At 39.4% G+C, this 17,618-nt stretch carries 13 protein-coding genes; 3 read left to right on the top strand and 10 right to left on the bottom strand.

Translation table 11 applies throughout. From position 1 onward, the window contains the following. Window positions 1-13 precede the first annotated feature (13 nt). From ASE92_RS09010 to ASE92_RS08995, 4 genes are all read right to left on the bottom strand, one after another. Window positions 14-1,447, bottom strand: coding sequence for a RagB/SusD family nutrient uptake outer membrane protein (locus tag ASE92_RS09010; RefSeq protein WP_157255696.1), 1,434 nt, complete (start codon window positions 1,445-1,447; stop codon window positions 14-16). A 22-nt stretch (window positions 1,448-1,469) separates the two neighbouring features. Beyond that, the gene (locus ASE92_RS09005; protein ID WP_082454993.1) at window positions 1,470-4,790 is read right to left on the bottom strand and encodes a SusC/RagA family TonB-linked outer membrane protein; all 3,321 of its coding nucleotides are present in this window, start codon (window positions 4,788-4,790) and stop codon (window positions 1,470-1,472) included. A 208-nt stretch (window positions 4,791-4,998) separates the two neighbouring features. Then, window positions 4,999-6,192 carry a FecR family protein gene (locus tag ASE92_RS09000; protein WP_056849766.1) on the bottom strand — a complete coding sequence of 398 codons (1,194 nt, stop codon included), beginning with the start codon at window positions 6,190-6,192 and terminating at the stop codon, window positions 4,999-5,001. 93 nt (window positions 6,193-6,285) lie between these two features. Beyond that, the gene (locus ASE92_RS08995) at window positions 6,286-6,885 is read right to left on the bottom strand and encodes an RNA polymerase sigma factor (RefSeq protein ID WP_235527326.1); all 600 of its coding nucleotides are present in this window, start codon (window positions 6,883-6,885) and stop codon (window positions 6,286-6,288) included. Window positions 6,886-7,261: 376 nt separating this feature from the next. Here ASE92_RS08995 and ASE92_RS08985 point away from each other — a divergent pair, with 376 nt between their 5' ends. Further along, complete coding sequence (locus ASE92_RS08985) at window positions 7,262-7,993, top strand: IS3 family transposase (protein WP_157255695.1); 732 nt, start codon at window positions 7,262-7,264, stop codon at window positions 7,991-7,993. A 745-nt stretch (window positions 7,994-8,738) separates the two neighbouring features. After that, window positions 8,739-8,933, top strand: a complete 195-nt coding sequence (locus tag ASE92_RS08980) for a hypothetical protein (RefSeq protein ID WP_157255694.1) — start codon at window positions 8,739-8,741, stop codon at window positions 8,931-8,933. 998 nt (window positions 8,934-9,931) lie between these two features. On the opposite strand, the gene ASE92_RS08970 is transcribed toward ASE92_RS08980, so the two are convergent. From ASE92_RS08970 to ASE92_RS08955, 4 genes are all read right to left on the bottom strand, one after another. Next, window positions 9,932-10,381: a hypothetical protein gene (locus ASE92_RS08970; protein ID WP_056849761.1), complete on the bottom strand. Its 450-nt coding sequence runs from the start codon at window positions 10,379-10,381 to the stop codon at window positions 9,932-9,934. Between the two features lie 594 nt (window positions 10,382-10,975). After that, window positions 10,976-12,550, bottom strand: a complete 1,575-nt coding sequence (locus ASE92_RS08965; RefSeq protein WP_056849760.1) for a carboxylesterase/lipase family protein — start codon at window positions 12,548-12,550, stop codon at window positions 10,976-10,978. Next, complete coding sequence (locus tag ASE92_RS08960; protein WP_082454991.1) at window positions 12,547-13,962, bottom strand: glycoside hydrolase family 30 beta sandwich domain-containing protein; 1,416 nt, start codon at window positions 13,960-13,962, stop codon at window positions 12,547-12,549. Before ASE92_RS08960 ends, ASE92_RS08965 begins: the two co-directional genes overlap by 4 nt. A 138-nt stretch (window positions 13,963-14,100) precedes the next feature. Continuing rightward, on the bottom strand, window positions 14,101-15,300 hold the full coding sequence (locus tag ASE92_RS08955; protein WP_056849759.1) for an AGE family epimerase/isomerase: 1,200 nt from the start codon (window positions 15,298-15,300) through the stop codon (window positions 14,101-14,103). A 404-nt stretch (window positions 15,301-15,704) separates the two neighbouring features. Between ASE92_RS08955 and ASE92_RS08950 the strand changes: the two genes are divergently transcribed. Then, on the top strand, window positions 15,705-16,469 hold the full coding sequence (locus ASE92_RS08950) for an AraC family transcriptional regulator (protein ID WP_235527325.1): 765 nt from the start codon (window positions 15,705-15,707) through the stop codon (window positions 16,467-16,469). Here the strand turns inward: ASE92_RS08950 and ASE92_RS21600 are convergent. Continuing rightward, window positions 16,466-16,858: an alpha/beta hydrolase gene (locus tag ASE92_RS21600; RefSeq protein ID WP_369817404.1), complete on the bottom strand. Its 393-nt coding sequence runs from the start codon at window positions 16,856-16,858 to the stop codon at window positions 16,466-16,468. The two genes, ASE92_RS08950 and ASE92_RS21600, sit on opposite strands and share 4 nt — an antisense overlap. Further along, window positions 16,771-17,610 carry an esterase gene (locus tag ASE92_RS08945; RefSeq protein ID WP_200926378.1) on the bottom strand — a complete coding sequence of 280 codons (840 nt, stop codon included), beginning with the start codon at window positions 17,608-17,610 and terminating at the stop codon, window positions 16,771-16,773. Before ASE92_RS08945 ends, ASE92_RS21600 begins: the two co-directional genes overlap by 88 nt. Window positions 17,611-17,618 lie beyond the last annotated feature (8 nt).

The raw sequence follows: 17,618 nt of genomic DNA, 5'->3' as shown, positions 1-17,618 counted from the left end.
AATACGAGTTTGATTAGTTTCCATAATTCGGATTAAATTGAAGTTCTCTATCTGGAATCGGTAGTTTGTAGTCCGCCGGTGTCATATTGATGTTGCGAAACAACATTCTCGTTGCTTTAATACGTTTGTAGTAGAAAAACAACTGTCCTTCTGCATAAAATTCTTTCTGGTATTCCTTAGTGATTGCAGCTGTGAGATCGGTAGCTGTAATGGTTGTTGCCAGGTTAGATATGCCCCTGTTTTGACGCACCGTATTTAAATAGCCTACTCCTATACCTGGTGTTTCAGCTGTTTCAGCGAGGATGTAATACATTTCTGCAAGGCGTATGCCCGGAACATACTGATCCAGTAAATTATCACCAATTGTAGTGGTAGCGCTTGAGGCTTGCCAGAATTTAGAAGGGAATAAATTTCCGCCATCCTGTTCAATACGGTAAACGAACCTGATGTCTGAACCGCCGCCGGATGTAGTTTCAAACAGCGTAGCAAAGTTAGCAGGGCTACGGGTAAGGCTTTGATCTAAACTACCTCTAAACCTGAAATAACGCTGTACAGTAGGCAATATATCCCTAACCCGGATCATAAATATCTGTTCATTGAAATATAGCCGGTCGCGTACTGTTAAACCTGAACTAATGGCACCTGCCGCAGCCTGGGTTACGAAGGCATACTTACCCGAACCGATTACTAAATTTGCAGCAGCAGCCGCGCCTGGTTTATCGCCACTGTATAACCTTATCCTTGCTTCAAGTGCTTTTATACCGTAGTAATTCAATTTGTTCCGTCTGCTTCTTAAATCACTGGTCACGATCGGGTCGACAGGTTGTAATAAATCCGCTGCCTCTTTCAAGTCGGCCAATGCAAATTTAACCACATCAGCAGTTGTAGCAGGAATAATTGCATTTTCGTTTACATCCTTTTTGTAAGGGATGGCCTTCAGGTTTGCACCTGCCGTGTACTCCGGACCGAACATGCGCAGTAAATCAAAATGTAAAAATGCCCTTAATGCTAAAGCTTCACCGCGCAGCTGTGCATATGAATTATTGCTGAGTACAGAACGGTTTGCTGCTGTATTTTCTATGATTTTATTTGCTGCAGCAATTGCGCTGTAACTGGACGACCAGATGGAATCGGTATAACTTATTACTTCGTTTGAAGCATAGTTCAGGAGTTGTGTTTGTTGCAGCGAAATGGATGCGCTGGTATTAAGTGTCGAATAATTTTGTGCCAGGGCAGAAACGAAGCCCATAGACAGGTTATCTCCGTAAAGATTAGTTCCAGCCAATTTGCCGTAAACACCCGATAAAGCCTGTTGAAAGCCAGGTTCTGAAGTATACAGCTGTTCTTCAGCCAGACTTGTTTTGGGAGTTACATCCAAAAATTTCTTACAACCGGAAAACACCGCAACTATTGCCATGATTCCTATAAGTAATGTTGTTCTTTTCATTGGGATATGAATATGTTTTGAATTAAAATCTTGCACTTAAACCAAATGTATATTCTCTGGCAAAAGGGTTATCTGTACCACGTTCTATTTCAATAGAGCTAAAGGTGCCCAGGTTATTTGTCGTGGCACTAACACTAAGGTTCTGCAAGCCTAATTTTTTTACAAACTGGGTTTTGAACTGATAACTTAAATTAATTGAACTGAGCTGGATGTTATTATCGCGTTGTACAAAGCGTGAGGTAAGCTTTGTCGGGGTAGGGAAAGTTGCAATCCTGCGATATGGGCTCAAACTTCCGGGGCCTGTCCAACCCAGGTCGTATGCTCGGCGGTCTACGTTATTGCGTGCATCAACGGCTTCAACACGATTTAATAAGGTAGTGTTATATAAATCAGCACCATAGTTATAATTGAAGCTAAAATTCAAACCAAAACCTGCGTATAAGAAGTTTGAATTAATGGCACCTGTCCATTTAGGCCTTGTGTCGCCAACATAGGTCTTATCATTAACATCCCATACAAAAGTTGGCGTACCATCTGCTTTCAGGTAAACTTCCTGGCCTGTAACCGGATCAATACCCAAAGACCTCACCGCATAAATGGCTGTGGTCGAACGGCCTTCAATAAACTGCGCATTTTCAGTTGTCTGAGCAGAATTACTGGTATTCAATGCAGCGTTAAGGGCTTTAAGCTTACCTGAAAGTTCTTTTAATATCGACTTATTAGTGGCTGCGTTCACTGAAACATTCCATTTTAAACCTTTACGAGGGTTCGAGAATACGGTATAACCGAGGTCGACTTGCATTCCCCTGTTTTGAATCTTCCCTAAATTTTCGGTGTATGAAGGAAAACCGGTACTGGGTGCCAGCGAAACTGTGGTCAGCGCATTCTGCGTCACTTCATTATAAAATTCTGCATTGAAAGTTAAACGGTTGTCCAGAAATGCTGAAGCAATACCAATGTTCGACTTCAGTACCTGTTGCCAGCTTAGGTTCGGGTTGCCCAATGCGCCGGGAAAAGCGCCCACTTCGCCGAAATAACCGGTCGATGTACCCAGGTTATACCTGAATTGTGCGGCATAAGGATCCTGTACAGATGTACCTGTAGAACCGTAACTACCCCGAATCCTCAACAAGTTAATTATTTCGCTATCCTTAAGGAATTTTTCATTGTTAATGTTCCATCCTAAACCCGCAGACCAGAAATTACCAAATTTATTATTCGTTCCATAAGCAGAAGAACCGTCTCTTGTGTAGGTAAAATCGGTAAAAAACCGGTTATCATAAGAGTAGTTCGCACTCCCTGTATAGGAAAGGTTATTAATTGTACTTTCAGTTCCTGTAGGTCTGCTGTTCAAATACTGCGCAGCGAAAAGGATGTTATCCAGACGATCGAAAGGGAAACCCTGAGTTGATACGTTATATGAATTGAAGTTGGTGCTGGCAAGCCTGAATCCTGCATACACGGTAACACCATGCTTTCCAAAATTCTTGTTGTAGTTCACAGCACCTGTTCCATCCATGGTAAAGGCATCACTATTGTCTTTCGAATAGGTACCTCTTGCACTTATATCTGAAATGCCATTAAAACGACTGTCTAAAGCGGAGTAGAAATTATCTATCGTACCATTCACTTTAGTGATGCCCAGTGCGCCGGTGAACCATAAGGACTTGCTAAAGTCGTAACGAACGCTGGTGTTGTTCCTTAAATTAAAGTTCTTATTTCTGTTATTAATGGTGTTATAATTAATATCCATTAAGGGATTTAAGACAACAGAACTGCCTATACCGAAGCCCAGATTGATGTTCTCCAGGTATTGGTTTATATTACCATTTTCATCATAAGGTTTCCAGTACGGATTCAAATTCAGGTACTGGCTAAATTCCCCGTAAGGCGAGTCATTAGAAATAACCTGTGTCGCGATCGTATTATTCTGGAACGTTAATTTATTGGTTTTATAACTCAAGGTAAAACTTCCTGCATAATTTTTCCTGTCCTGCTCTTTCATTACACCCTGTAAAAAATTGCCGCTGAAGGTAAGGTTAAAAGTCAGCGACTGGTCACCACCACGTAATGAAAGGTTGGTTCTGTTGTTAATGCCTGTTTGAACGGGAATAGACTTCCAGTCTGTATTTACCCCGCTCACCACAGCTTTATATCGTTCGGCATTAATAGCCTGCCCAAAATAAGTGTTTAGAAAACCTACACGACGTTCAAAATCCAGTTTCTCTTCTGCATTCAGCATATGGTAAACAGAAAGGTCTGGTGATGCTAAAGTGAAGTTATTGGTTATGGAAACTTCGACCTTTCCCCTCGGCGGAAGGATTGTGGTTACAACCATTACACCATTACCCCCACGGGAACCATACATTGCGGTAGCAGATGCATCTTTTAACAAAGTAACAGATGCAATTTGATTCATGTCTAAATCTGTGATGGCTTGTAATGAAACCTGAAATCCATCAAGAATAAATAATGGTGTATTTGGATTTCCAACAAGTTCTGAACCCAGTGTTGGGTAGGAGTTTTGCCCACGCATGGTAATTTCAGGCAAAGCATTGATGTTACCTCCAATTTTATTGTTGGGAATAATTCTGAAAGATGGATCGAGGGCAGCAATACCTGCAAATACATTAACCGGACTTACAGCCTTAAGTTCAGCTCCAGTCATAGTTTTAGCAGCACCGGTATACGTACTTACCTTCCTGTCAACCATACCCGTAATTACGGTTTCATTCAATGTCAGCCCTTCCTCACTCATGTAAATTGAATAGTTCGAATTTGGAGAAATGGGCACAGCGACGGTTTTATAACCTAGAAAACGGAATTCCAGTGATTCCGCACCTGCGGATATACTAATGGTAAACTTTCCGTTTTTATCCGTCTGAACTGCAGATTTCGTACCTTTAATCGAAACGGTAACCCCGGGGATGGGCTTGCGGTCTTTTGCATCGCCAACAAAACCGGTAATAATTTCCTGGCTGGCCCTTTCACGTGCTTTGATAACCACGGTTTGATTGCGTATAATAAAATCCAGGTTTTGCGATGCAAAAATCTGGTTAAGCACAGCAGGTAGTTCAGCATCTTTAACGTTGATGCTCACCGGAAATGAATTCTCCAAAAGGCTATCAGCATAAAAAAAGTTGTAACCAGTTTGTTGGTTAAGTTCCTTAAAAACAGATCGAAGTGAAGCATTTGACTTCGTTAAAGACACTTTTTGAGCGAGGCTCGACGCACTTACCTGCATAAGGCACGCCATTATTATTACGATGGTTAAGCGCATAGTTAACAATAATTTGAGGTACAGCCGGTTAGGCATACCAAATTTCCTTGATTTTTGATACATTAGTTGTTGGTTTGGTTAACAGTCTATGATGCGTTGGACCGTAGAAAGACTGTGGTTGTAATTTGGTTTTCAATCGAATAGTCCAAACCATTATCAGGTCCCGTCAGTTAAACGGGGCCTGTTTCTTTGGACCTTTCCCTTTATTGTATTTCTCTTATCATGTGGTTCGGTTAAAAGGTTAAAAATTCAGTTGATTATTCGTTATTAATTATCTGGATACGTATACGGTTCTACCCTTCACTTTAAAATGAGCTTCCCCGGTATATTCTACAATTTCAAGGACTTTAGACAGTTTATCAAACCTCGATACTTTACCACTGAAGCGCTGATTGGTTTTTTCACCGAGGTAAACCACTTCAACGTTGTACCAGCGCTCAACCATCTTCATGATGTTTTCAATGTGCTCACTTTCCACCACAAACTCATTATTTTTCCAGGCCACAGCCAGGTCAGTATCTGTTTCACTAACCTGTATCTTTCCCTCATGAAGCTTAGCTTGTTGGCCTGGCTTTAATATTTTGGTATTTCCTGATGCGGATACCTTTACGCTTCCCTCCAATAAGGTCGTTTTTTCCGTTTCGTCATCTGCATAACTGCTGATGTTAAAATGCGTACCCAACACTTCTATCGTCTGCTTATTCGTTTCTACTATGAATGGGTGCAGTTTATCCTTTGCCACCTCAAAATAGGCCTCCCCGTTTAGCTTAACCATACGCTTTCCATTTTGCATCAGCGAGGCAGAATAAGTGATACTTGAAGCTGCATTCAGATACACCAGTGAACCGTCGGGCAAACGCACCTGGTAGGTTTCTCCCCTTGCGGTAGACAATGTGTTTAAGGCATTTGGATCGGATACGTTTCCAACAGATTCATAAACAAGTCGTCCGTCATCTGTCTTGCTGATGACAATACCCGATTCCCGGCTTATCTCTCCATTTGAGGCGCTACCCAGATTAACCTTCTGGCCATTGGCCATGGTCAACGTAGCACCAAATTCACCTGGCTGAACCTCCTGCGGTAGCACTTTGGCAACAGCGGGAAGCTTTGCTGATTGGTTATTAAAAAAATAAATTCCGGAAAATATGATGGTCACCATGGCGGCGACAGCCGCAATCTGCATCCAAACCTTAAGCTTCTTATGCTTGGCTTCTGGTGCATACTTTTTCGTGTGTTGAATCTGATCAAATAAATCTTTATCAACCTTCACTAAAACATTTGCAATAGCTGAGTTATTTTCATATGGCTCGTCCCAATCTTCCAAAGCATCAGAGATGAGTGATTTCAACTGGGTCGGATTTTCACCAAGCTCAAAATAATCCATCAATTGCTGCATTTCTATCGCATCACAATTATTGTTCAGGTACTTTTCGAAGAGATTACGGAGTTGATCGGCTGTTTTCAAGGTCAAATTTTACAGCTAATACGGAGTTGAGCGAGAATATCCTTAGTCGCTTAACAAAAAATTAACAATTAATTTATAAAAAGAGCGATTTGATTATAAACCCTTGAATAAAACACCTAAAACTATAGAAATGCTTAAGGTTGAGGCCTCTCCAAAGTGGTTTTTGAGGAATCTATTGGCTTGTAGCATGTGGCTACTTATGGTTTTGGTATTAATACCCATAATTTCCTCCACTTCTCTATAAGATTTGCCTTCTAATTTACATAGTGTAAATACCATTTTGCGTTGAGGTGGCATCAGACTTATAGCATGCTCTAATTTTTGGGCATCTTCTTTACTTAACATATCTTCTTCAATATGAAAATACAGCTCAGAACTCGAGGCCATGAGTTTAGTTAGTAATCGTTTATCTTTCGCAACCTTCCGAAAATAATCATACACGAGGTTCTCCGCTATTCGAAACAGGTAAGATTTAAAAGACTTATCAGGGTCTATCTGCGCCCGCACTTCCCATATTTTAAAAAAAAGTTCCTGGAGTACTTCTTTAACAACATCGTCAGATTTGAGTAGTTTAAATAAATTTCCGGCTATACGGGTTTTATAGTTATTGTATAGAATTTCGAATGCACGCTCATCCCCATCTTTCAACTGAAGCAATAGAGACTTTTCATCGATTTGATTAAGTTTAGTCATGCTCATCACAACATCCATTACTTGTTAAAATTTCTACATATACTTGGCAATGCTATTTGAGTGATTCCACATCCATATAACAAAATCAATAAATCAACATTTACTTGTTTTGATAACATTGGTTTACAAATAATATTAAAGCTACTGGCTTCAATAATAATTTAATTTCAATCAGAAGTTAATCATTATAAATTTGCCATTGAGAAAATTATCAAGTAAACAGACAAGCCATCTTTGGGTAAAAGTAAGTATTTAATTATAATTATATTGTAGAAGATAAAACTGTATAATAGGTATCAAAATGAGAATTTAGAATCTTATTATCGTTAGTTAAATCTTTTCAAAATGAAAGATAGAGATTTAATTACTCCAGAGGATAGTTGAGATCAGAGAGAAACTGCCCAGGACCGGCTGCATAAAGCTTTACAAGGAACTCAATAATGGTTTTCTGCAGAACCTTGGCATCTCTATGGGAAGGGATGCGATATTCAGGCTGGTCCGCTCGAATGGCATGCTGATCCGGTCCAGGAAAAGATATGCACGCACAACCGACTCCTACCACAGGTTCAGGATACATCCGGATCTGGTGCAGAGGAGGCATGCGCAAAGAGCCGGGGAGATATGGGTGAGTGACATTACCTACATCAGCACCCTATCGGGGTTCAATTATCTTTCGCTGGTCACCGATGCGTATTCTAGAAAGATAATCGGACATCACCTGTCAACAGACCTCAAAGCCTCTGGATGTATAAAGGCACTCGATAAGGCCGTGAACAACAGGATATATCCAACAGTGGTACTTATCCACCATTCGGATAGTGAAACCAAGTATTGCTGTGACGATTATGTGTCCAGACTGAAACAGGAGCATATCCTGATCAGCATGACCCAAACTGGAAGCCCATATGACAATGCTATTGCCGAACGGGTTAACGGAATACTTAATATGGAGCTGAATCTATATGAAGTTTTTAAATCGTATAAACAGACGGGCAAGGCCGTAGAAAGTGCAGTAGAAAGGTACAATAACATTAGGCTACATGCCAGTTGCGACTACCAAACTCCAGAAAACGTTCACAAAAAGGATTATGTAAACAAATACCAGTAAGAAATCTTAACATTGTAAACCAGATACAGTAATACTAAATTCAATTGTAAACAAATAGCAGTAACACGAATTCTATTGTAAACTTATTCCAGTATAGGACAATCTCCTCCTCGTTCCTAATTGGCTCGTCCCTAAATGATACAGATTTAACCATTACGAGGGGGTTTAGACGGAGTTGCGTCGGAGTTTGTTCGGACTTGTGACAATTGCACCCGACTACATTGCGAGCCAACATTGTATCAATGCCATATAAAATATAAGCTATAAGATAGCTTGATATAAACATATCATCAAGGTGAAGCGAACCGTTAATGGTTTCTGACTTTGTGGAATTGACGGCGAGAAGCTTTGTGAAAGACGTGATCTTAAAGCGAAAAGTGTTTTAGGAATAAGAAAAGCCTCTTGCCAGTTAAAGATACCAAGATACACTAAAGTATTGAGCTTTTTTTAGGGTATATTTTGAGCGGGATACTTTGGTTAAAACAATTGAATTTACCTTTTTTTTTTACAGGAAAAAGTCAGTCTTTCGTTAAGAAGATCGCCTTTGAAGCACTACAAAATTTATAAACTATTTTAGCTCATTAACTCCGTCTTTTTTTCAAGCAATTTCATGTAGATGATTTTTCTATCAGAAGTGAACTGGTGGAAGAAGAACATCCCAAGTTTGATTTTAGCCCGAATGGATATATCGACAGAGGAACAAATACTTTCTTACTAACTATCAATTTTGATATTAATGACTCAAATGAGGCTTATAATATTACCTGTAACTGCATTGCTTTTTAGTTTTCCATATGTCAGGTCATATATTTCAGCAGTAACTGCTTCGTCTGAATTACCTGCAATTAACCTTCCGCTGCTAAATTTTCCTAAGAAAATTGGCGATGAACTTAGAAGTAATACTCAAGAAAACAACAGTCTTGAAAGTTTAGAAAAGTAATTACTAAAAAATAAAATGCGGCAAAGAGATTCCGAATAAAAAGCTAGTTGGTCAGTGGAAAGAGAAGAACGGTATCGAAAAGAATGAGAAAATAGTCTATTTGGTACCAGACAAGGAATATCTATTAATGATGATGATGTCTACCTTACTGAGATTGATGAAAAAACCTAGCGTAATGAATATTAATAACCCAGAAGCCATGTGGTTTGAAATTTAATTAAAGTTTAAAGGGCTAAGCTAGCCAAATCGAATTACATTCCCTTTGCTTAACCCAGCTTACCCAACATGGTGGCTCTTAAGACACACAACTGAACTGTGTCAATTTTATTATTGGGTGCCTGAGTATCACAATATAAAAAAAATCAACACTTTTCTTAAAGTATGTATGATTAATCATTCAAAATAACTTACAACTTGTGTGTTTTTTTAATTATTTTCAAAAACAATAAGAAGTTATTCTGGTTTAGAATGGGTAATTAACGTCTATACCTATGATCAAAATAACTCACGAAACTCCAGTAAGAAAGTTAAACTCAATTACAGTTGGCGACAAAATTATTGACGGATACGAAAGTTTGTTCTACACAATAAACAAATGATTTACATTCTTAGTTCGCGTAATTAATTGCAGGAATGGGCGCTAAAATGCACAAAACATTTCATTGACCCTTTCGCCAATTCATTAAAACGCAGACAAATAAAACTTTACAGCAAATTTATCCCTGATAAGACGGGGTCAATCTAATCCGGTTTATCCAGCCCGACCACCAATCGAGAACTTTTATTTTGCGACAAATTTTTCCTATCTTGTATCTATGATATCAACCCTTTGGGTTATCCTTGTATTCTGTCTATTCCATAAACAGATTGGAGTTGGAAGGGTTGTAAGGCACTATGAAACGCCAGAAGAATGGCAAGATGCAACCCTTAAAGTTGCGGTCTGGGGAATTCTTCTACTCGCAAGTACCGGCGCGGTGCAATGGTATTTCGGGGAGTGATTAAGACAATTGCGTTCGTCTTACAGCAACCACCCCCACTCCCGCAAGTCCAACTAACATCATTGGAATGTAGTCATCAATAGGACAATTTGCTATTCGAAAATTAACCAATCTTCCGTTCTGATAGTAATTAAATGGCTGCGTCGTATTTCCTGAACCCATATACTCAACAAAGCATTGCGTATAAGGTACATATTCTGAAATATTGGATGCATATATCGTGCTTGATGATGCTCCTGGGGGGCAACTAATATCATAAGGTGCGTTATTGGAATAAAATCGAACTGGATTTGTATTTGCCCCTGTTTGTTGATTGACATAAATTTTGGAAACAGTAAATCTGCCAGCAGAACCATCACGATCAACCCGACAACCGTATTGACCAAAACAATTAATTGCACAGCAAGCCAACACGACTAGCGTGGCTAAAATTTTAAAAGGGATAGACATTTTGCAAAAATGCAGCAAAAAAAAGCTTTTGCAGACCTAGAATTAGAAAAATACAACAACTGAAATGTGTTAAAATCATTTATGTGTCAGACATCCCCCAACTCAATACAAACAATAAGATTAAAAATCCAAGGGATAATTTCCATAGTATTTTAAGCCTCAAAAGTTCTATCTATCATAATCAAAATAACTCACAAAACTCCAGTAAGAAAGTTAAACTCAATTACAGTTGGCGACAAAATTATTGATAAGTTTGTTCTACACAATAAACAAATGATTTACATTCTTAGTTCGCGTAATTAATTGCAGGAATGGGCGCTAAAATGCACAAAACATTTCATTGACCCCCATCCGCCAATTCACAGAAATGCAGCCAAGCGAAACTTTACGACAAATTTATTGTCGGTTGAGACGGGGTCAAAGTATATTAGTTTATCCCTATAGTGGACAAACCGATATATTGAATCCTCCTTGCTAATCTATATTATATGTGAGCTCATTAATAAACAAAATTGTGAAAAAAAATTTTTGGTAAGAAGGGGTCGGTTGGCATCGGCTTATCCATGCAGTCTATTACACAATAAAAAAGGTAAACTAAGGATTCAGTATTCCATCCAGTTGCATATATCTTTTACCATTTTTTTCAGATAAAGATTTACTTTGCCCATCAATAATCATGACTTTGGGAATAGTGCTTTGAAGGCCAAACCACCTGGGAAGATCGTCTCCGTTGGGATTGCCCGTTTTGATAAAGTTAACTAGGTAAGACTGAAAGAACTTTGAAGTTTCAAAATCTTCACGTTCCCATTTATAATTTTTGTTTAGGCTTAGATTTCCTAGAGCGTACTCTATATCCGAAGCATGTACTGCGCCCAAGATATCTGCATTATAAGATCCTTGTCCGATAAAAGCAGGACGTTTTCTAGAGAACAAATACCGATAAACAGGATGTCCGTTTGTTTTGCTGTGTACATCAATCCATTTCCAGGTAGAATAGGATATAAAGCGATCGCTGGCGAGATCAGTCGCCAACTGTGGTACCTGCTCATTTGTGTTCGCATAATACAGAGCAAATATTTCTTTGCTCTTTAAAGCAAAGACCCTATCCACTCCGGCTTTATAATTTTCGACAGTAGGTTTCTGATTAGACAGAATAGAATTCATACTTCGCTCTGCAGTATTCCATCCTGCCAGGAGCGGCACATCCATTTGACGACCATAGGTATAGGTAGTTAGTGGTTGTTCTACAAAAAAATAACCGTCTACTGTTAAGGGGAACCAGTAATCTTTTGACCGTTTTAATACCTCCTGGATTGGGATATTACGTAAGTCAGAGATGCTGTTTGCTCCGCAGGCTTTTACGAATTCGGCACCTATTTTTTCCGCATTTGCCAGGCTCACAGGAGGTTCGAACCCAAGTATTGAACCGCTTTGGCCGATCGCACCTTGAAACAATCCTTTTGAAAGCGGTGAACATAGCTGAGCAGAAACTGACATAGAACCCGCTGATTCCCCGGCAATGGTGATCTGATCTGGATTTCCTCCGAATGCTGAAATATTACGCTTGATCCAACGCAACGCTTCATTCTGATCCTGCAATCCATAGTTGCCAGAACTCCCCTTTTTACTTTCTTTGGAAAGATCAGGATGTGCTAAAAATCCAAAAACGCTGAGCCGATAGTTTATAGTGATAAAAATCACCCCTTTGCGGGCCATATTTTCTCCGTCATACCTTGGTTCTGATCCATCCCCACTGGAAAAACCTCCTCCATGAATGTAGACCACCACCGGCGAAGACTTACCATCCTTTGTCTGGGGTTTCCAGATATTAAGATATAGACAATCTTCACTTTCTTCAGCACTCCTGAAAACCATGTCATCATAAGTATTGCGCTGAGGCGATCGTGAACCAAAAGCCGAAGCATTTTTAATACCACTCCATTTCTTTTTGGGCATAGGAGATCGCCATCTGCGTTCACCCACCGGAGGTTCCGCATAAGGAATACCTTTAAATGCCACCACATTACTGGAGAGAACAGTTCCCCTGATTTTACCTTCCTTAAGCGTGACCAATGATCCATTGTTCTTTAAAATACCATTCTGAGCGAATGAAAAGCTTGAAGAAAATAAGAAAAGCAACAGAATTGGATATTTTTTCATTTCTATCATAATGACCAGATATGGGTAAGCGATGACCCTCTATTTATAGTGTAAGAGAAAGACTGATCGCCCTCAACGACTTTTACCAATTGGGGCTCAGCTGAATTATTAGAAATGATAAGCACACGTTTTCCCTCCGGAGTTAAAAAGGCTACATTACTCACCTTTGTGGTAAGGCTGCTTTCAATTCTATACGATCCGACAGGGACAAATTTAGATGCATGCGCAATAACATAAAAGGCAAGGTTCCGTACGACATAGTCCCCATCTATGGTCACTGCTCCCTGGCATATAGAACAGCCTCCATTGTCTGTATGAGGGTTATAGCCTGGATCTGCCGCGAGATTCCACAAAATCACATTCTTACTCCAGTTCCGTAAGGCACCTATTAATATCCTTCCTACAGGATAGGCGGTATTAAATCCACCATCCTTGCTTACTGCCATCATTTCAGTAAAATAAAGGTTTTTCCCGGGGAAAGCATCATGAACCTTGCTCATAGCAGCCGTCTGACCGGCATATAAATGAAATCCTGAACCATCAATATAAGCTGCTGCTTTCTGATCTGCCAATATTGAAATGGGATATTCCGGAGCATCGCAATTGTGGTCGTAAAGAACGATTTTAGTTTTTATATTTTTGCGTTTAAAATTTGGGCCCAGATGATCGCGGATGAAACGCAGCTCTTCTTTGGCCAGAAACTGCATGCTGGGTGTATTGCCATCATTAAAAGGTTCATTTTGAACAGTCAATGCATCAATAACAATCCCGTGCTTTTTCATGGCCTCTATATATTTTACAAAGTAGTCCGCATAAGCACTATAATATTCATCCTTTAATCTCCCACCCTGAACATTCTGGTTTGATTTCATCCATACCGGAGCGGACCATGGAGAACCCATAACCTTTATATTCGGGGATATCGCTAAAATTTCCTTTAATACAGGCACCACATCTTTTTCATCCTGCGATAAGGAAAAATGCTTTAACTCTGGATCAGTTTCCCCTGCTTTCAGGTCATCATAAGAAAATACATATTCATTCAGATCAGATGCTCCTATACTCACGCGAATATAACTGATCCCCACCTGGCCAGGCCCATTTCCAAAAAGCTCATTCAGAAGCTTTTTTCTTTCCTGTGCAGACATCCGGATGATGTGCTGAGCGCTTCCACCAGTCAGCGCAAAACCAAACCCATCAACAGATTGATATTTTTTTGATGCGTTGATGGCAATGACTTCTGCTGCATCATTTGCTGAGCTGACAATATTCTTTTTTGATAAAAGCATCGTTTTATCATTGCTGGTCTCCCAACTCTCCACCTTAAGTTGTGCCAGGAGCAGAAAAGGAAATGCATTTAAAAAGAAAATTAACAGGAATGCATTATTGAACGGATAATTTGAACGGGGGTATCGTGGCATAAACTTATACTTGGTTTATACAAAATTAGGTGTAAGCCTCCATTACTTTAATAGGATTTTAACATTTTATAATCTTTTGGATCTAAAGAATATCACCCGTCAATAGATCTAAAGCCGTCATGATTAATAAGCTAATATTTAATCAATTTCCAAACGCCTCAATCTTGAGATGATTTCCATACAGGCCCTGCTGTTGTGATAGGGACATTTCCATAAACCTGCCTTATCCTGTTTTGCCATTAAGGAACCATCCGCCTTTCTCCCCCAAAACCACTCACCATTTTGATGGTCGACTATCTGCTTTTTTGTATAATTCCATAATTTATCAAAAAGTTCAAAAAAAACTTGATTCTTGGATAATTCGAATGCATTTAAGAAACCAACCATGGCCTCCGCCTGTACCCACCAGTGCTTATCATCATTCCTGTGATTATCCACCGGAGAATATTCATAGATCATGGCCTCCTCATCCATACCATCTGCAGATGCTTCTGCAATTTTAATGGCCATGCTTCTAAAATGTGAAATGAGCTCCTGATGTTCAATCATTTCGGCCGCCTCAAGCAGTAGCCATGATGCTTCAATATCGTGACCATAAGAAATTTCACTGGATTTCCTGTTCCATTTCTCATCAAAAAACAGGTCCAAGTGTCCGTCTGTATTTATAATGTGTTTACTAAAAACACCTAACAGACCAATGATCTGATTTTTTAAATGTTCGTCAGGCCATATTTTGTAAAGCGTGGTATAGGCCTCCAAAATATGGAGATGCGTGTTCATTGTTTTCTTTTCGTTGGCATCTTTCTGACTTAACCTTAAATCCGGAACTTGATCCCAATTTTCTGCAAAAGCCTCAAAATAACCGCCATCTACCAGATCGAAACTATGCAGTTCGATATCTCGAAATAATGCTATTGCCAGATCCAATGCCTCATTATCTCCTGTTGCCACATAATATTCAGAAAGGCCGTAAATGGTAAAAGCGATGGCATAAATCTGTTTTTTTCGATCCTGAGGCATTCCTGTATGGTCAAGCGACCAGTAAGCGCCTCCATATTTTGTATCAATGAAGTGTTCTTTGATATACTGGAAGCCATATTGGGCTAAAGATAAAACCTGCAAATCGCCATTGAAATTGTATGCAGCGGAAAAGCTCCACAAGATTCTTGCATTCAAAACCGATCCCTTTTCAGCACCAGGATTTATTAACTCACCTTCGGCTATCTGACCAACGAACCCACCAAAATTTAGGTCTATAATATTGGTCTTCCAGTAATTTAGTATATTATCAAGTTCAGTTTTGAATTCTTGAGATAAATGCAATAGCGTATGGTCCATTAAAATTATATTTTAAACAAAAATAAATTTTCGAGTAATAATTTGTTAATACTTTTTTAACATATAAACATTAAATAGCTACATAGCAGCATCAATACATTTTTATCAAAATCAAATATTTATTTAACATTAAATAACCGCCTAAAATCCGATTATTGCAATGATTATCATCTAAACTGCACTATAAGTCCAATTTACATTGGTATTTATTTACCAATCTTCCTCCATTTTCTTAACATAGATATTTTATGATGATGAGATTTTGCTTAATTTAGCATTATACCAAATATGACACTTTAAATAATATGATAAGGGAAATCACGCCTTTGACACAAAGCGACTGTTTTACAATTTTTTCACGTACTAAAACCGAATTCGATTTTCCGCTACATAACCATGATGATATGGAGCTCAACCTTGTGCTCAATGCGCCAGGCGCAGAACGTATTGTCGGTGACCATATCGGCGAAATTAATGATATGGATTTAGTTCTGGTGGGATCCAACTTATCCCACGGATGGTTTACACATAAGTGCCGGAGTGCTGAAATTAAAGAGGTAACGATTCAGTTCCACAAGGATCTGCTAGATGAAAAACTCCTGAAACGCAACCAACTTTCTTTTATCAGGAATATGTTTGAACAATCTAAAAGAGGGGTGTTGTTTTCCGGTGATACCATCAGTAAAATTGCACCAAGACTTCTTAATTTAAGTAACAAGAATGGCTTTCATTCTATGCTTGAACTGTTATCGATCTTGCATGACCTTTCTGTTTCTAAGGACAATAGAATGCTCTCCGATTCTACCTTTACAAACGAGGATTTCAATTACAATAGCAGGCGCATCGAAAAGGTATTTGAGTATATGAACAATAATTTTGATAAGTTGCTTACCTTATCAGACGTGGCCAAAATTGCTAACATGCCAGAGGCTTCGTTCAGCCGGTTTATTAAAAAAAGGACAGGCTATACCTTTGTTGACAGCCTTAGTGAAATCAGATTGGGTCATATCAGCAGAATGCTTATTGACACCACCCAATCTGTAGCGGAGATTGCCTATAAATGTGGTTTTAACAATATGGCCAATTTTAACAGGACTTTTAAAACCAAAAAAGGTTGTACCCCAAAGGAATTCAGGGAAAACTATGGTGGAAAGCGTGTATTTATTTAAAATATCCTTTGCATAAAGCCATGAAGTTGTTCACGCCAGAAACGCCATTCATGACCGCCCTGGCTATCATGAAACTCATGAATTATGCCTTTTTCTTTTAGGGTATAATCCAGCGCCAGATGCCCCTGATATCTTGGATCGTCTTTGCCACAGGCGATCCACAATAATTTGATATTTTGATTAACTTCTTTTGGATTCGAGAATACTGATGGCACTCTTTCATTTATGTCAAAGGCAGCATCACTCAGCAGCCCTGCACTGAACTCGCCTATGTAAGAAAACTTATCCAGATTTTTCAGCCCTATAATGTAAGCCTGCCCCCCGCCCATGGAAAGGCCAGCAATGGCCCTTGACTTTCTATCCGCCATAACCCTGAAATTTTTCTCCATATAAGGTATAACATCAGCCAACAATTCTTTTTCCAGTTGCGCAACGCCATCTTTTGAACTTCCACCCCCCAACTTCCATCTATAAGGCCATTGGTCATGACAATAATGATTGGTTTAGCTTTTTTTTCAGCGATTAGATTTTCCAGGATGACATCTGCTTTGCCTGCGGCCTGCGTCCAGCTTGTTTCATTATCCCCGCCTCCATGCCTTAAATATAACACGGGAAATTTCTGGTGTTGATTTTGCTGATATTCTTCTGGTAGAAAAACCGTCATTCCCCTTAATTTCTGAAGTGAAGATGAATGATATTTAATGTTTTGCAAAATGCCATGAGCAACCTGCTGAACCTCATCAAACCTTGGAACAACCCCTGGAACTTCAACAATACTGCCATAAAGTTCTGTACCTGATTTTACCACCGGATTTTTGGGATCCAAAATAGTGATGCCATCAACCCAGAACTGATAGGAATATACACCTGGCTGTTGAGCAGGAAGTTTAATTTCCCAATTACCGGCAGTATCTTTAGTCATTGCAGCAGGCTTCACTGCCCATTCCCCGAAAACCAGGTTTACCTTTGACGCCTTCGGTGCCTTGAGACGGAAAGTTATACTTTTATCATTTGCAACCACTGGTGAGTAAGGTGGTGAAGCTGGCCCCCACCAGCCCTGTACGCTATAAGTATTTTGAGGCTTCTGTGCGTATGACTGGAATCCAGCCAACAATATCAGCATGAACAAATATCTTTTCATCTTTCGGT

This window comes from Pedobacter sp. Leaf41, assembly GCF_001422545.1.
Lineage (GTDB): Bacteria > Bacteroidota > Bacteroidia > Sphingobacteriales > Sphingobacteriaceae > Pedobacter.
Note: the sequence above shows the minus strand (reverse complement) of the source record. Positions and strands in the feature narration are given on the sequence as shown.

Coding starts and splice junctions, on each gene's coding strand:
- ASE92_RS08950 (WP_235527325.1), top strand. CDS start 15,705: ATGGAGCTCAACCTTGTGCTCAATGCGCCAGGCGCAGAACGTATTGTC.
- ASE92_RS08960 (WP_082454991.1), bottom strand. CDS start 13,962: ATGCCACGATACCCCCGTTCAAATTATCCGTTCAATAATGCATTCCTG.
- ASE92_RS08955 (WP_056849759.1), bottom strand. CDS start 15,300: ATGGACCATACGCTATTGCATTTATCTCAAGAATTCAAAACTGAACTT.
- ASE92_RS08980 (WP_157255694.1), top strand. CDS start 8,739: ATGAGGCTTATAATATTACCTGTAACTGCATTGCTTTTTAGTTTTCCA.
- ASE92_RS08995 (WP_235527326.1), bottom strand. CDS start 6,885: ATGACTAAACTTAATCAAATCGATGAAAAGTCTCTATTGCTTCAGTTG.
- ASE92_RS09010 (WP_157255696.1), bottom strand. CDS start 1,447: ATGAAAAGAACAACATTACTTATAGGAATCATGGCAATAGTTGCGGTG.
- ASE92_RS08970 (WP_056849761.1), bottom strand. CDS start 10,381: ATGTCTATCCCTTTTAAAATTTTAGCCACGCTAGTCGTGTTGGCTTGC.
- ASE92_RS09005 (WP_082454993.1), bottom strand. CDS start 4,790: ATGTATCAAAAATCAAGGAAATTTGGTATGCCTAACCGGCTGTACCTC.
- ASE92_RS08965 (WP_056849760.1), bottom strand. CDS start 12,550: ATGATAGAAATGAAAAAATATCCAATTCTGTTGCTTTTCTTATTTTCT.
- ASE92_RS21600 (WP_369817404.1), bottom strand. CDS start 16,858: ATGGAGAAAAATTTCAGGGTTATGGCGGATAGAAAGTCAAGGGCCATT.
- ASE92_RS08945 (WP_200926378.1), bottom strand. CDS start 17,610: ATGAAAAGATATTTGTTCATGCTGATATTGTTGGCTGGATTCCAGTCA.